13 protein-coding genes and 1 pseudogene are annotated in these 14,575 nt (G+C 36.8%); all 14 read right to left on the bottom strand.

Features of this window, described 5'->3' with window-relative positions; all coding sequences use genetic code 11:
• Positions 1-128: 128 nt before the first annotated feature.
• The 14 genes and pseudogenes from AB5706_RS17255 to AB5706_RS17320 all read right to left on the bottom strand — a co-directional run bounded on the left by AB5706_RS17255 (position 129) and on the right by AB5706_RS17320 (position 14,574).
• Entirely contained in the window at positions 129-1,130 is a 1,002-nt protein-coding gene (locus AB5706_RS17255; protein WP_148463702.1) for an Rpn family recombination-promoting nuclease/putative transposase, read from the bottom strand.
• A gap of 174 nt (positions 1,131-1,304) precedes the next feature.
• The gene (locus AB5706_RS17260) at positions 1,305-1,538 is read right to left on the bottom strand and encodes a hypothetical protein (protein WP_173736695.1); all 234 of its coding nucleotides are present in this window, start codon (positions 1,536-1,538) and stop codon (positions 1,305-1,307) included.
• Between the two features lie 129 nt (positions 1,539-1,667).
• Positions 1,668-2,360, bottom strand: a complete 693-nt coding sequence (locus tag AB5706_RS17265; RefSeq protein ID WP_148463701.1) for a hypothetical protein — start codon at positions 2,358-2,360, stop codon at positions 1,668-1,670.
• Between the two features lie 214 nt (positions 2,361-2,574).
• The gene (gene glmM / locus AB5706_RS17270) at positions 2,575-3,963 is read right to left on the bottom strand and encodes a phosphoglucosamine mutase (RefSeq protein WP_148463700.1); all 1,389 of its coding nucleotides are present in this window, start codon (positions 3,961-3,963) and stop codon (positions 2,575-2,577) included.
• An 81-nt stretch (positions 3,964-4,044) separates the two neighbouring features.
• Complete coding sequence (gene glmS, locus AB5706_RS17275) at positions 4,045-5,883, bottom strand: glutamine--fructose-6-phosphate transaminase (isomerizing) (protein ID WP_368357225.1); 1,839 nt, start codon at positions 5,881-5,883, stop codon at positions 4,045-4,047.
• Between the two features lie 27 nt (positions 5,884-5,910).
• Complete coding sequence (locus tag AB5706_RS17280; protein ID WP_368357224.1) at positions 5,911-6,132, bottom strand: hypothetical protein; 222 nt, start codon at positions 6,130-6,132, stop codon at positions 5,911-5,913.
• Positions 6,086-6,268, bottom strand: a complete 183-nt coding sequence (locus AB5706_RS17285) for a hypothetical protein (RefSeq protein ID WP_368366212.1) — start codon at positions 6,266-6,268, stop codon at positions 6,086-6,088. The genes AB5706_RS17280 and AB5706_RS17285 overlap by 47 nt, the downstream gene beginning before the upstream one ends.
• 199 nt (positions 6,269-6,467) lie before the next feature.
• A pseudogene (locus AB5706_RS17290) lies at positions 6,468-6,926 on the bottom strand (glutamine--fructose-6-phosphate transaminase (isomerizing)); the annotation flags it as partial.
• A 158-nt stretch (positions 6,927-7,084) separates the two neighbouring features.
• Positions 7,085-8,122 carry an N-acetylneuraminate synthase family protein gene (locus AB5706_RS17295; RefSeq protein WP_368357222.1) on the bottom strand — a complete coding sequence of 346 codons (1,038 nt, stop codon included), beginning with the start codon at positions 8,120-8,122 and terminating at the stop codon, positions 7,085-7,087.
• Positions 8,115-9,170: an acyltransferase family protein gene (locus AB5706_RS17300; RefSeq protein WP_368366213.1), complete on the bottom strand. Its 1,056-nt coding sequence runs from the start codon at positions 9,168-9,170 to the stop codon at positions 8,115-8,117. The genes AB5706_RS17295 and AB5706_RS17300 overlap by 8 nt, the downstream gene beginning before the upstream one ends.
• Positions 9,171-9,212: 42 nt before the next feature.
• Complete coding sequence (locus AB5706_RS17305) at positions 9,213-10,814, bottom strand: cytidylyltransferase domain-containing protein (RefSeq protein WP_368357220.1); 1,602 nt, start codon at positions 10,812-10,814, stop codon at positions 9,213-9,215.
• A 13-nt stretch (positions 10,815-10,827) separates the two neighbouring features.
• On the bottom strand, positions 10,828-12,228 hold the full coding sequence (locus AB5706_RS17310; RefSeq protein ID WP_368357219.1) for a lipopolysaccharide biosynthesis protein: 1,401 nt from the start codon (positions 12,226-12,228) through the stop codon (positions 10,828-10,830).
• Entirely contained in the window at positions 12,215-13,441 is a 1,227-nt protein-coding gene (locus AB5706_RS17315; RefSeq protein ID WP_368357218.1) for a polysialyltransferase family glycosyltransferase, read from the bottom strand. The genes AB5706_RS17310 and AB5706_RS17315 overlap by 14 nt, the downstream gene beginning before the upstream one ends.
• On the bottom strand, positions 13,438-14,574 hold the full coding sequence (locus tag AB5706_RS17320) for a hypothetical protein (protein WP_368366214.1): 1,137 nt from the start codon (positions 14,572-14,574) through the stop codon (positions 13,438-13,440). Before AB5706_RS17320 ends, AB5706_RS17315 begins: the two co-directional genes overlap by 4 nt.
• Position 14,575: the final 1 nt, after the last annotated feature.

A 14,575-nucleotide genomic window follows, 5' to 3' on the forward strand; every position in this document is an offset into this window, starting at 1 on the left:
ACTCCTGATAAAAAGTTCCACAGTATCAATTGCTTTTGCTTGAAATAATGATACCATGGAACTGCAAAAAAATCTATAAAATATGTGCTTTTAAACCATTAGCGTATACGTCTCGTTTTTATATCTTTTTAATCAATTCCATACTCTTCCAAAAGTTTCTGGCGAAAAGCAGAATCGTCAAGGGCACGCTTTAGGTCGTCGATGCGGTTATCGCACAACAGGAATTTGGTAAGTTTCTGTTCACGCTCCAAAGCCTCTTTTCCTTCCGCCAGCCCAGCAGCACGTCCCTCTGCCAATCCAGCGATTCGCCCCTTTTCCTCAATCCCTTGAATCGCTTTACAAACATTCACCTTTTCTTCCTCAACTTCTTTTTCAATCTTCATTCCAGTCATCTCCTCCATTACACGAACAGCCTTCCTGTCCATAGTTTCAAATGCAGTATTCTCCTCCACAAGCTGGCTCAGCTTCTCCGTATCTTTTGAATACTTAATAAACTGCATTACCTCACGAAAATTAGAAGTAAAAAGCTCCAACTCCTCTTCACTCATCTCCCCTGGTGCAATCAGATTAATCCGATAGTCAGGAACCAATGACAATATGCTTTCGTCCTGTACAATTAACATCTCATGCAGCGACCTGGGTGCATCCCAACTATCAGCCCCGAAATACACTACTACTGTTATAATTGGAAGCAGCCTGTCTTCTCTGTAAAAGCCTGAAAGAAACTCTGCGGAATCTGGTTTCTTCTCTTTAGGATCTTTCTCCTTCCGCGCTTTTTTATGAGAAGCCTCTACTTTCTGCACCTGCGCTGCATATTCCAGCGAATCGTAAACCATATTTTTCACTGGCATTGCATAATGAACATTGGACTGGTTCTCCACTCCCAGAAGCAGATACACCGCATTTTCATCTTCCATAGCACACAGGATTTTAAACACATCTCTGTATTTCTGATATGGCACCTCCGCCCCGTCAGCTCCATATGGAATAATTACATTCGCCGTATCCAGTTCCTTCAAATTCTTAGGGTCAATGACCTTTTCTCCTTTGTAAATCATATGGTTGAACACGTCCGCAAAAACTTCTGTGTCCTCCATGTACTCTTTTGTGATGATATCCTTTCTTCCCATGGATTTCACCACCTTCTATGATTTGTTTTTCAGAAGAGCTTATGTAGGTTTGAAACTCTTATGATGTATATAGGATAGCATACTGTTTCCTTTTCTGGAAGGAAAATATATTGGAAAAGTATGAAATTTATTTAATAAGTTTTTTAGAAAACTTTTAGGAATTTCACTCTGCATTTATGGGGACAGACCCCTTTTGTTCTGATCACGGTTTCCTTTTTGCGTATCTGGGGGAACTGCAAGCAGGGCTTTCATATCTTTATCCTGAATGATCTGTTTTTCTTTTTTTGCTTCCTTTATAAAGGGTACATGAGATGCAGATAACGCTATCGACTGAAGAAAAATATCCATATTAGCCGCATACCACAAATAAGCCCGCAGTGTTGCAAGAGAAATGGTCTCCTCATCCATTTTCTTCCCGTTTCCGTTGATCAGCTTGATCGCATACTCACAATGTAATAATCTCTTCTAACGGCGTCTTCTGGAATGCCAATATATCCAGCTGTTATACTACAAAGATCTCGAAAATCCTCTTCATTCTCATGCAGTCTCATATATTTCCTCCATGGTTGGAATTGCATAAACAGACATTGATGATAAAAATTGTTTTAATGAGTTATTAACATTTAGATACTCCAAAAAGGATTCCAAAAAAGCAATTGTTGCCTTTTTATATTTCATATGCTCCAGGACATAGACCGCAGCTTTATCAGAATAAGACTGTGCAAACTTCTCCATATAAGTAATCAGCGCTTTTTTGTTTACATCTTCTATCTTAGAATAATTTTGAAGAATCTCCAGAGTTTCAATTACTGCTACGCGCTCTTCATTCAGATCACAAGAGATATTTTTTACAACCACATTCTGAATTGTTTTCCTTTTCCCTGGCACATGATTTGAAAAAACTTCCGTCTGCTTACTTATTTGTGTAGTAAGTCCTTTCTCGTTATACAGTTTATAGCCTACAACCAATCCCTTCTGATTCCCAATGTAATGAGTAACAATATCCTGCTCTCTGATCGGAACAATTCCAAATCTGGATTTCTTCGGCTTATAATATAACCCTTTAGTCAAATGGACAAGTGAACCACTTTGGCAGAAGCGTTCAAGTGTTTTATAAAATGCTGCTTCTGTCATGTCATCTGCCAAGAAAGTATATATACGGCTTGCTTCAATTACAGTATTCTCTTTAATATTGCAAAGAAACAATTCTATCCGCTCTCTACTATTCATCACTCCTGCTCCTTCTAATTATTTTATTTAAATAATAAACAGACATAGATCGAATGTCAAGTAGATTTTGTTTTTACTCGACATTCAGATGCTGCAAACTTATAACAATTTAATCGCTAAATATTCTATACGAAATTATTATATTATAACTTATCTTATACACACCACCACCGCCCGGCACACGCCAGGCGGCAACATCCACGGCATCCAGCCCTTATCCGGCCACATACCCATTTTCTTTAATTACATTCACAACCATATCCACATACTTCTGGCAGATTTCTTCACTCTCCGCTTCCACCATAACACGTACAACCGGCTCTGTTCCGGACTCACGGACGAGAATTCTTCCGGTATCGCCCAGTTCCTCAGTAACCTTCTTCACAGCTGCCTGCACATCTGCGTCATCTTGCGCTGCCTTCTTGTCGGTCACTCTCACATTGGTGAGCACCTGGGGATAAACGGTGAAGCCTTCTGAAAGTTCGCTGAGCTTTTTCTTTCTAGCCATCATAACTTCCATAATCTTCAGACTGGTAAGGATTCCGTCCCCAGTGCTGGCGTATTTGCTGAAAATAATATGTCCGCTCTGCTCACCGCCGATACGGCAGCCGTTTTTCATCATGTACTCATATACATATTTGTCTCCCACGGCTGTTTTCGCGTAGTCGATTCCAAGCTCATCAAAGGCCTTGTACAGACCGAAGTTGGACATGACGGTGGTGACAACGGTGTTAGTCAGCAGCTTGCCGCGCTCTTTCATGTACTTTCCGTAGATGTAGAGAATGTGGTCGCCAGTAATCACATTGCCCTTCTCGTCCACGCAGAGACAGCGGTCTGCATCGCCGTCATAGGCAAAACCAACGTCCATTCCGTTCTCCACCACGTATTTCTGCAGTCCCCCGATATGGGTAGAACCGGCATTGTTGTTGATGTTGGTGCCATCCGGCTGGGCATTGATCACGTAGGTTTTGGCACCGAGAGCGTCAAAAACAGCCTTGGCAATGTTCCAGGAGCTTCCGTTGGCACAGTCCAGCGCCACCTTCACGCCGCGGAAGGAATAGACACCCAGAGAGATCAGATAACCTATGTAACGGTTTCTTCCGGAAACATAGTCTACTGTACAGCCGATTTTTTCCTTCTTTGCAAAAGGAATCTCCTCCCATTTCTGCCCGAAGACTTCCAGATTTCCATCCAGATAGGCTTCCACAAGGGAAATGGTCTCCTCGTCCATCTTCTCCCCGTTTCCGTTGATCAACTTGATTCCATTGTCAAAATATGGATTGTGGCTTGCGGAGATCATAATACCGCAGTCAAATTCATCCACTCTTGCCACATAAGCCACAGAAGGTGTGGTCGTGACATGGAGAAGATATGCATCCGCACCGGAAGCCACCAGTCCGCCAACCAGTGTATACTCGAACATATAGCTGGAACGGCGGGTATCCTTTCCTATTATGATACGCGCCGGCGTGTCGTCACCGTTCCGGCGTTTCAGTTCTCCGTAATACCAGCCGAGAAAACGGCCTACTTTATATGCATGATCTGCTGTCAGGTTTTCGTTTGCCTCTCCACGGAAGCCATCTGTACCAAAATATTTTCCCATTTTTATAACCTCATCCTGTTGTTTTTCCCCCGAAAAACATCTGCCGTTTCTGCTCACCGCACTCATAAGACTGCTGCAAATTTACTCTACTGTAACGCTCTTTGCTAGATTTCTCGGCTTATCCACGTCAAGTCCCTTTGCCACGCTGACGTAATATCCCATAAGCTGTAACGGAATCACCGCAAGGCTTGTGGCAAAGCACTCCTCTATCTTTGGAACATAAACGGTAAAGGAAGCAGTATCTTCAATATTATAATTTCCATAGGTAGTCAGCCCCATGAGATAAGCTCCGCGGCTTTTGCACTCTACCATATTGGAAATAGTTTTCTCATAAAGCTCAGACTGGGTGAGCACTCCGATCACAAGAGTGCCATCCTCAATGAGACTGATAGTGCCATGCTTCAGCTCTCCTGCAGCATAAGCCTCAGAATGGATGTAACTGATCTCTTTCATTTTCAGGCTGCCTTCCAGGCTGATGGCATAATCAAGTCCACGTCCGATGAAAAACACATCCCTGGCATTGGCCTGTTTGGCAGCAAACCACTGGATCCGCTCCTTGTCGTCCAGGATCTTCTGGATTTGCTCAGGAAGACACTGAAGCTGGGAGATAAGATCCTGATAGCGTCCCTGGGAAATACATCCCCGCACCAGTGCAAACTGAACGGCAAGGCAATAGCCGGCGATCAGCTGGGTGCTGTAGGCTTTCGTTGTGGCAACTGCAATCTCCGGACCGGCAAGGGTATAAAATACATTATCTGCTTCCCGGGCAATGGAGCTTCCCACCACATTGACAATTCCAAGGGTTTTCAGTCCCTTCTTTTTCGCAAGACGGAGGGCTGCAAGGCTGTCTGCAGTCTCGCCGGACTGGCTGATCACAATTACCAGACCGTTGGGATCCAGAGGCATGCTGCGGTAACGGAACTCAGATGCCAGATCCACACGTACCGGCAGCTGCGCCAGATCCTCCAGCACATACTGGCATGCCACGCCTACATGATAAGCAGAACCACATGCCACAATATATATCTGGGAAAAAGACTGAAGCTCTTCCTCAGTAAGTCCCACAGAAGACAGGTCGATAGCACCATCCTTTAATACGGAATTCAACGTATCCTGAACGGCTTTCGGCTGCTCATGGATCTCCTTCAGCATGAAATGCTCGTAGCCTGCTTTTTCAGCAGCTTCTGCATCCCATTTGATCTGAGTTGGCTTTTTCTCAATCTCATCTCCGTCCAGATTGTAAAAGGTAACTGCCCCATTTGCCAGACGTGCCATCTCCAGATTTCCGATATAATAAACATTGCGGGTATATTTCAAAATCGCCGGAACATCAGAAGCCACATAGCAGTCTCCGTTCTCCACGCCGATGATCATAGGACTGTCCTTGCGGGCAACGTAAATCTCTCCCGGATAATCCTGGAACATAACCGCCAGGGCATAGGAACCGCGGATACGGACCATGGCATGGTTGATGGCATCCACCGGAGTATGCTCGTATTTCTTGTAATAGTAATCGATGAGCTTCACTGCCACTTCGGTGTCTGTGGAAGAATAAAACTCATAGTCTTTACGAAGGAGCTTATTCTTCAGTTCCTGGTAATTCTCAATGATACCATTGTGAACACCGACCACATTTCCATCCTCAGAGGTATGTGGATGGGCGTTGGTCTCAGAAGGCTCCCCATGGGTAGCCCAACGGGTGTGACCGATACCACAGGTACCAGCCAGAGCATGACCATGATCGGTTTTCTCTGATAAAGCTTTCAGGCGACCTTTCGCCTTTACGATTTTCGTTTTGTTCTCACCGTCCCGAACGGCAAGACCAGCTGAGTCATAGCCACGGTATTCCAGTTTCGATAAACCATCCAACAGGATGGGCGCGGCCTGGGAATGGCCGGTGTAGGATACGATACCACACATAAAATTTGTTCTCTCCTCTATAACTGTTTAGTCAATTCCATACTCTTCCAAGAGTTTTTGGCGAAAAGCGGGATCTTCAAGGGCACGCTTTAGGTCGTCAATGCGGTTGTCATTCAACAGAGCTTTGGTAAGTCGCTGTTCATGTTCTGCACCGATCTGGATTCCTTCAACTCGTCCCTTTTCCTGTAAATCCCGAAGTCCCTTACAAACATTCACCGTTTCTTCCTCTTCTTTTCTTTCTATCTTCATTCCAGTTATCTCCTCCATTACACGGACAGCTACCAACACTAAACTTTTCTCCTTTGTAAATCATATGGTTGAACACATCCGCAAAAACCTCTGTGTCTTCCATGTACTCTTTTGTGATGATATCCTTTTTTCCCATGGATTTCACCACCTTCTATTATTTGTTTTTCAGAAGAGCTTATGTAGATTTGAAACTCTTATGATGTATATAGGATAGCATGCTGTTTCCTTTTCTGGAAGAAAAATATATTGGAAAAGTATGAAATTTATTTAATAAGTTTTTTAGAAAACTTTTAGGAATTTCACTCTGCCTTTATGGGGACAGACCCCTTTTATTTAGCATGGTTGATGGCATCAACCGGAGTATGCTCATATTTCTTATAATAGTAATCGATGAGCTTCACTGCCACTTCCGTGTCTGTGGAGGAATAGAACGTATAGCCCTTTCGATCCAGCTTATTCTTCAATTCCTGGTAATTCTCAATGATACCGTTATGAACCCCAACCACATTTCCATCATCAGAAGTATGTGGATGGGCGTTGGTCTCAGACGGCTCCCCATGAGTCGCCCAACGGGTATGACCGATACCACAGTTTCCAACCAGAGCATGACCGTGATCTGTTTTCTCTGATAATGCTTTCAGACGACCTTTCGCCTTTACGATTTTTGTCTTGTTCTCCCCATCACGAACTGCAAGACCGGCTGAATCATAGCCGCGGTATTCCAGTTTCGATAAACCATCCAGAAGAATGGGCGCGGCCTGGGAATGGCCGGTGTAGGATATGATTCCACACATATATGTTGTTCTCCTTAATTATATTGTCAATGGAAAATAGCTATTTTCCTAATGTACCTTCAATTTTATAAATCCAAAATACTGCGGCAAGACCTCATTTCTTACTTACCGCAGTATTTTTCCCAAACACTTTTATTATGCCACTTTTCCCAACAAAATTAGATCATATCCCAAGTAAGGATAGTATCTTCCTCTAAATCTTGCACTACTTTACGTCCAACAACAATCTCAACATATTCAGGTGAAATTCCCGTTCCCGGACGTTTAGGCATTAAATCTTCTGCTTTAATCGTTTCTCCAGCTTTCATATTTCTTGTCAAAACAAGTGATCTACGCGCTTCCCTTCTCGGAATAGCCTCACACTCAAGCACCGTTTTCTCTTCAGAACCAAGTACAGTGTCAATCCATTTAAAGTTACTAATTGCCTTTTTAAAATCTTCTGGATCTCCTGCATGATAATGATCGTTTCCTGGAAGTGTCTTATCCAATGTGAAATGTTTTTCAATTACTTCTGCACCGAGCATATACGCAACTGCTAAAGTCATCATTGTATCATCCGGAGCGACATGATCACTAAAACCAACTCTTACATCTGGAAAATCTTTTTTAAGAGTCTTAATTATTCTTAAATTGGCATCTTTTGGATCTGTTGGATATGAAAGAACACAATGAAAAATAACAATATCCTTACATCCAGCTTCCTTCAACACTCTTATTGCCACATCGACTTCGGACAAATAAGCAGCACCAACAGACATATATACTGGTTTTCCTTTCGAACCAATATGACGAATAAATGGAAGATTTGAAAGGTCTGAAGAAGAAATCTTATAGAAATCGACCATATCTTCAAGATAATCCGCTGATGCATAATCAAAAGGTGTTGATGTAAAATCCATACCCTTAGCGTGCGTGTAGTCACAGAGTTCTCTATACTCAGCTTCTCCAAAACTGTCGTGCTTTAAGAACAACTCATACTGAGTTTTTGTTGGTTCTTTAGTTGTATCCCAATAAGCAGGTGAATTTTTTGAAACAATTGTACCGGCTTTATATGATTGGAATTTTGCACAATCAATACCAACTTCTGCTGCCTTATCAATATAAAGTTTTGCGGCAGCAAGTGGTGAAATTCCCAAGACTTTAGCGGTATCATAAAAATTAACTCCCATCTCAGCAATTACATATGGTTTATTCATTATAGCCATCTCCTTTATTATTAAATATATTATTAATTTTAATTTCTAAATTATCTATAAATTGAACTCTTACATTACTTTCAATTATTTTAAATATATTGCAACGTAGAATACCTATAAACAAAGCCAAAGAAAACACTAACACTCCTATCAGAATATCGTATATAGGAAACAATTTCTTACTTAATAGCATTTTAATTGGAAAAGCAACGCTCCAAAGCCACTCATAAACAAAATGATTCATATGAAATAAATAAATATCAAACGATCCTTTAGCACATGAATTAATATATTTGTTTGACCTTGACGGATGCTCTAATACAAAAATCGTCACACCAATCGCCGCCATTATCATAGGTAAACTTTCACCATTCATCCAAAACGTTGAATAATGAATTATTGTACTGTTTTCTAAAAATGCTCCTAGTAATATGATTGCCAATGAACTAAAAATCAGCCATGAGAAACCAATGATAATAAATCCAATAGACAACCCTTTCGAATTTTTTATATACCCCTTTTTATAAAAACCTATGATAAAATAAATAAGAACAAATAATAAAACATGACTTTCATCATAATACGGTTTTGCCTTTGGCAAAAAAGTTACTGGTAATGTAACTAATATCAATAATACAAATATTAAATATTTATACTGCTTTTCTATCAACCTATTAATCAAATTATTTATAAACGGAGAAAGTAATATAATAGCGACATATGCCGTAACATACCAATACGCTTTATAGCTTATAGGAAATACAACTTCTAAAATATCACCAACTCCGACAGCTTTAAAATGCAATATAGTATTTAAAAGAAAAAATGTGAGCCCATAAAAAAAAGTATGCTTCCAAACACTTATTACTTTCTGTACTTTAAACTTGCTATCTATAAGAAAATAAGCACTAATTGCCATAAAACAATTTGCTCCAAATTTTCCACCTATATAAAACAAATTTGCAATAATCAAATTAATCGAAGCAGGTTGCTCTAACGCCCCCCCCCATATAATACGGAATGATGAAGTATAATTACAAACATACATATCATTCTCAATAACTCAATATTTGAATTTCTATTAAATTGTTTAGATTCCATTTATTAATCCCATTACCCTTCTACGTCCTCCACGAAGATCATGGCTCAAAAGCATATTATGAAAATGTAGTCTACTTTCCTTTGACATAGAAAGATACATTTTCAAATTACTTTCAATTATTTCATCAGCCGGATTTAATCCAATATAAGTAAATCCATTTTCATTGCAGACAAATCCATGCTTTTCTTCTCTCTGATTTTGAGCCATTGAAATAGATGGAATACCCAAAATAGCAAGTTCATATCCAGTTCTTCCTCTTGATGTGACCCCAATATCACAACTACTCATAAGTTCCGGCATATTTGAAACATCGTAAAGAACTTCAATATTGTCATATTTATTAAATTCTAACAAAGCATCAACATTATGTTTAGCTCTTCCAAGAACAACTATGAAATGATAATTCTTATATTCTGGTTTGATTATCATATTTAAAATTCTGTCCGAATAATTCTGTGGGTCCGCTCCGCCAAAAGAAATAAACACTCGCTTTACACTATCCTTAATTTCAATCGGTTCATAAAACATAAAGGTTTTTCCGGATATGTAATACTTTTCTCCTGCATAAACTTGCGAAAATTCGGTTTCATGAAAAAGTGCATTAAATACAAGATCCGCCTTAATAATACCTTCTCCATCATCTTCAAAATTAATAATTTTCGCGTTTGGAAGAACTGTTCTAAGCCCAATCATATAATCAATCGTTGTAGTAAGAATATCATTAATAAATATTGTATAATTGTTTTTCTTACATTTTTCAAACAATTCCGCAATTCCATTAACAGGTATTAAATTATGAGTTGTTTTCCCAAATACTTTCGGATTGGTCTGATTAATGTCATAATATATATCTGGTTTTACATAAAATTCATCTGCAATCTCTAGAGCTCGATAAATATGACCAATTCCACGTTTGTTATTTCCATTTACATAAATTGCAACTCTCTGACGTTCTAGCGTTGCCGCTACACTTCTAAGATCCTCAAATGTATCAACATCCTGAGACTCATCTTCCGGAACCTCATAAACATCAACATTGACACCTATTCTTGTTTTCGGTGTAACTACTGATGCTTTTGAAATGACAAATGCTCCCGTCTCCATATAACAAGGTGGTAAATATTGTCTATTCAATCGTTCTTTATAGTTAGGAATCTTCTTTCCATCTTTCTCTCCCCAGGATAAATGAGGTGAGTTAATTGCTGAGATAACTGTATCCAATCCATTATTAACCGTATACTCAATTGCATGATCCAGTGTAATTACACGGAGAGTTGGAGAAGTTGGTTGCATAGTCACAATATAATCCCAATGTTCATTAATAGGAACTGCATCAGCAACAACTGCATCTAAGGTAACAGCATCACCACACAACGAAGCATCTCTCCATTTTATCTTTGCACCCATCTGTTCCGCAATGATTTTCACCTCTGGCGAATCTGTCGATACAATTACATCTGTAATCATCTTAGATTTAAGCGCATTTTTGATTGAATAGTAAATCAATGGATGACCGCCAATAATTCTTATATTTTTATTTGGGATACCTTTTGATCCAGCCCTTGCCGGAATAACTGCTAAAATTTTCATCTTCGCCTCCATATTAAAAAATACTTTTATTTTTAACTATATTCCAAACCAAATACACACCAACTATAGCCGCTATTCCCCATCTTATAATCAACAAATTCTGTACTATATAAAATAATATAACGGCCATTAATATAATTCCAATAGGTTTAATAAAAAACAATATACCATAAGGATACTGTAATTCATCCTGCATTTTTCTCGCACAAAGCTGATGGAACACAAACAACAAAACATATGAAATCAAAGTTGCAATTGCCGCCCCGCATAACTCATACTTTGGTATCAATAATGCATTTAAAACAATATTTACAACCGCCGCCGCAGTTGTTCCAATAGCAATCCATTTTGTCTTTCTAAGATAAAGTTCAAAGTTTACACCAAATGAATAAAGAAACGTAAAAAATATCGAAAGAACTATTAATGGAATTAAATTAATTCCACCCCAATAATTTTTGTCCGCAAATAATCTTACAAATTCCGGAGATACAAACATAAATCCCAAACATAAACATAGAAACAATTTACAATACCTGTTTGATCTGACTTTTATCATTTCATAATTGCCATCTTTTGTATAACTATAATAAATTGGAACCCATGTATTATTTAATGCTGTATATATAGAATTCAGTATATGAACAAAAGTAACAATAAAACTATATATTCCAACTAAGCCATCATCTATTAATTGTTTTTGAATCATTATTTTATCTGTTTGCCCCAATACAATTTGTGAAACCCCATGAAAAACTAATGGTATACATATTGGTAAACAAAACATCCAATATTTTTTTAAATTTCTAAACGCATTTCCTTTTCCAAAAATTGTAAACAACACATAAATTGCACAAATAATATATGGAACAGATATACTTAATATTCGTACTACATATGGTTCAAGGCCAATGGTACTTTGATTTTTTACACCGAAATAGGATAAACCAATCATCGATATAGAAATTATCAATGCCATCAAACAACTATATTGTGACTTTCTTAAATAAACATATTTAATATTTGCAAAGTTAAAAGCAAAGGAACCAAAACTATAACACAGCATTAAAACAATCAAAGACGGTGATAATTCTGAAAATGCTGAAAATGGATCTATAAAAATTATTGATATTATTAAAACCAAAATAAAGAAACAAACTGCCAAAAGCATTATGCTTGACAAGTAATTATTTCTTTCTTTTTCATCAATATGGACAAACGCTGTTCCAATGCTTCCTTGTATATTAAGACCAACTATTATAGCAAAGAATAACGCATATGCCTGAAATATAGAAACCTTCCCATAATCTGAAGTTGATAAAAATCTTGTAAAAATCATTATCAATACAAAGTTGGTTCCATTTAATATTAACTGAGATAATATATTAAATATCGCCTGGAAATTATCTTTTTTCATTTAACCCAACTCCATCAATCCTATTTTTAATAATGTTTTCTATTTCTTCAAATTGATTACTTTCTATCCTCTGATGTTCCTCCAAAACAGGAATATTCTGTTTTAATAAGTCCATAATTTGTTTATCACTCATAGGTAAAAAAGTATTGTTATTTTTACTGTTATAAATACTATCATCATAAATAGCACCAATTTTATTCCAATATTTATGAATTGGCCTAAAAGTCTCTGTTTTTATTAGAAAAATACTTTTAATATTAGGAAACGAATTAGCAATATTTACTCCAGCGGAAGAATTAAAAGAAAAAAGAACACTTGTATTTAATCCTTTTAACAAACATTCTATAGGGAGTTGCGAAAGAGTATTTGAAAAAACTTTTACATTTCTAAATTTTTTCGCTAGATTTTCATATTTATCACATGCATCTCTCGGATGTGGTTTAATTAAAATTGTTTTATTCTCCTCAACAAGTGAAAACAACTCTTCTAAACATTTCTCTTCATCTGGAAGCATCTTCCCATATTCATCAAATGGTTGACCTAAATATATGATATCTGCTCTCTGATAACTAAATGAAGTTCCTAAATACCTTTTCAAAAAATCTTCTGTAGAACTAAATAATAAATTCTTATTTTGTGCAAACACATTTTGCCCCCTAGATTTCTCTAAGGTTTCATATAAATTTTTATTTCCCACTATCGCATAATTAATATTCGGATTATCTCCAATTGCTTTATACTGCATCGGTGATCCTAAAATTGAAGTAAAGAAATATCTAATTTGCTGTTTTATTGTTAATTTATTATTATTTGAGTGTGAATAAATTCCTATGCCTTCTTCAATGATTGCTACTTTATTATTTCGAATTTTCTTTACCTCACGCACCAACTTATTAGTAATAGGTTCATTATCATTGAAAACAAATAATATAGTATGTGAACTCCTAACAATTTGTTTTAGAGATGTAAGGAAAAAAAATCTTCCCCCATAAACTAATCTCTGAATAACTCGGTTAAAAACAGTTTTATTCATATTTGGAAGCATAATGAGATCAACTTCCTGTGGGGGTGTATAATTGTCTCTCTCTAAACCAACACATATAATATGAACATTTTTATCTGGATAATGTTCTTTTATATATTTGGAATATGAATCAGATACATATAATTGATATGTTGTTAATGCGACAAATATTATATTCTTCAATTTCATCTCCCCATCATCCTTTGTTTACTAACTTTCTTAATATTCTCTGGAGTATCAGCATAATACAATCTAATCATTACAAATGCAATAACCACTTGAAATAAATATCCTGACGTTAAAAATGGTTGCACCCATCCAATAAGTAATGCCAAAAAAACAACCATTAACAAATATGCTTTATTTACGCTTTTACACCTAAAAATAAATAAAATTCCAATTATAATATAAACAATATAAAATATCAGCCCTATTTTTCCATAACAAAGAAGTACTTCTCGAAATACATTATGTGCTGGTTTCATTTGACTTAATACAATTGTATTACCATTACCAATTAATTTTTCCAGATTTGAATATCTCTCATATTGTCGCTGCGTAAACATTGCTAACCCACTTCTAGAAGCATCATTCAAATTAGTAAATACACTTAACCCTCTGGCTATTAAAGAATCGGATGCAACACTATTCAATACAAATAGGCCAATGAGTGCTACCAATATTATAAGTAAAAGATACCGTATTTTTTTATTCAAATCTTTCTCCAGAATTACTGTAAATCCAAAAGAAATAGCCGTTGTCAACATTAATGTTCGTGATCCAGAAAATATCATCAACAGTACTAAAGTTATAAAGAACCATTTTCTATACCCTTTATATATTTTTCCTGGAAAAAATTTGAAAATATATGGAAAAAGGATTACATTAATAGCACCTAGATAATTCTGCGAACCACCTAAAATGTTTAACGCCTCAATTTTAGTAATAAGAGATATTATCGTTATCCAATCTACAATAAGTAATATTGGTAAAATTTCTATAATAACATCTCTTTTAAAAATAAAATCTTTTAGCAAAAGTATCATAATAGGCATTGCAAATAATGTTTTTGTTATTCCATACAATCTAATAATACTTGCAACATCCAAGTTCAATAAAAAACACTGTATAATAACATATCCAACTATAAAAAATAAAATAAGTATTTCCGGTACACTCTCTTTTTTTATTGTTGTAAATCTCTTTCTTTTTCCTAAATAGCAACAATATATAAGCGAAATCCAACCAACAGCTTCCCAAATTACTCCAGAAAACAATGTTGATAATATAAACATCCATAATGCTAATTTCGCTTTTGACATT

Origin of the sequence: Ruminococcus sp. RTP21484sp1_RTP21277st1_D2_RTP21277_210401, assembly GCF_040924225.1 — a bacterium.
Classification (GTDB): domain Bacteria; phylum Bacillota; class Clostridia; order Lachnospirales; family Lachnospiraceae; genus Blautia_A; species Blautia_A faecis.

Excerpts from the sequence above, each read along its gene's own strand:
- AB5706_RS17285 (WP_368366212.1), bottom strand. The coding sequence starts at position 6,268 with ATGGGAAAAAAGGATATCATCACAAAAGAGTACATGGAAGACACAGAG.
- AB5706_RS17260 (WP_173736695.1), bottom strand. The coding sequence starts at position 1,538 with ATGGATGAGGAGACCATTTCTCTTGCAACACTGCGGGCTTATTTGTGG.
- AB5706_RS17310 (WP_368357219.1), bottom strand. The coding sequence starts at position 12,228 with ATGAAAAAAGATAATTTCCAGGCGATATTTAATATATTATCTCAGTTA.
- AB5706_RS17255 (WP_148463702.1), bottom strand. The coding sequence starts at position 1,130 with ATGGGAAGAAAGGATATCATCACAAAAGAGTACATGGAGGACACAGAA.
- AB5706_RS17305 (WP_368357220.1), bottom strand. The coding sequence starts at position 10,814 with ATGAAAATTTTAGCAGTTATTCCGGCAAGGGCTGGATCAAAAGGTATC.
- AB5706_RS17300 (WP_368366213.1), bottom strand. The coding sequence starts at position 9,170 with ATGTATGTTTGTAATTATACTTCATCATTCCGTATTATATGGGGGGGG.
- AB5706_RS17295 (WP_368357222.1), bottom strand. The coding sequence starts at position 8,122 with ATGAATAAACCATATGTAATTGCTGAGATGGGAGTTAATTTTTATGAT.
- glmM (WP_148463700.1), bottom strand. The coding sequence starts at position 3,963 with ATGGGAAAATATTTTGGTACAGATGGCTTCCGTGGAGAGGCAAACGAA.
- AB5706_RS17265 (WP_148463701.1), bottom strand. The coding sequence starts at position 2,360 with ATGAATAGTAGAGAGCGGATAGAATTGTTTCTTTGCAATATTAAAGAG.
- AB5706_RS17320 (WP_368366214.1), bottom strand. The coding sequence starts at position 14,574 with ATGTCAAAAGCGAAATTAGCATTATGGATGTTTATATTATCAACATTG.
- AB5706_RS17315 (WP_368357218.1), bottom strand. The coding sequence starts at position 13,441 with ATGAAATTGAAGAATATAATATTTGTCGCATTAACAACATATCAATTA.
- AB5706_RS17280 (WP_368357224.1), bottom strand. The coding sequence starts at position 6,132 with ATGAAGATAGAAAGAAAAGAAGAGGAAGAAACGGTGAATGTTTGTAAG.
- glmS (WP_368357225.1), bottom strand. The coding sequence starts at position 5,883 with ATGTGTGGTATCGTATCCTACACCGGCCATTCCCAGGCCGCGCCCATC.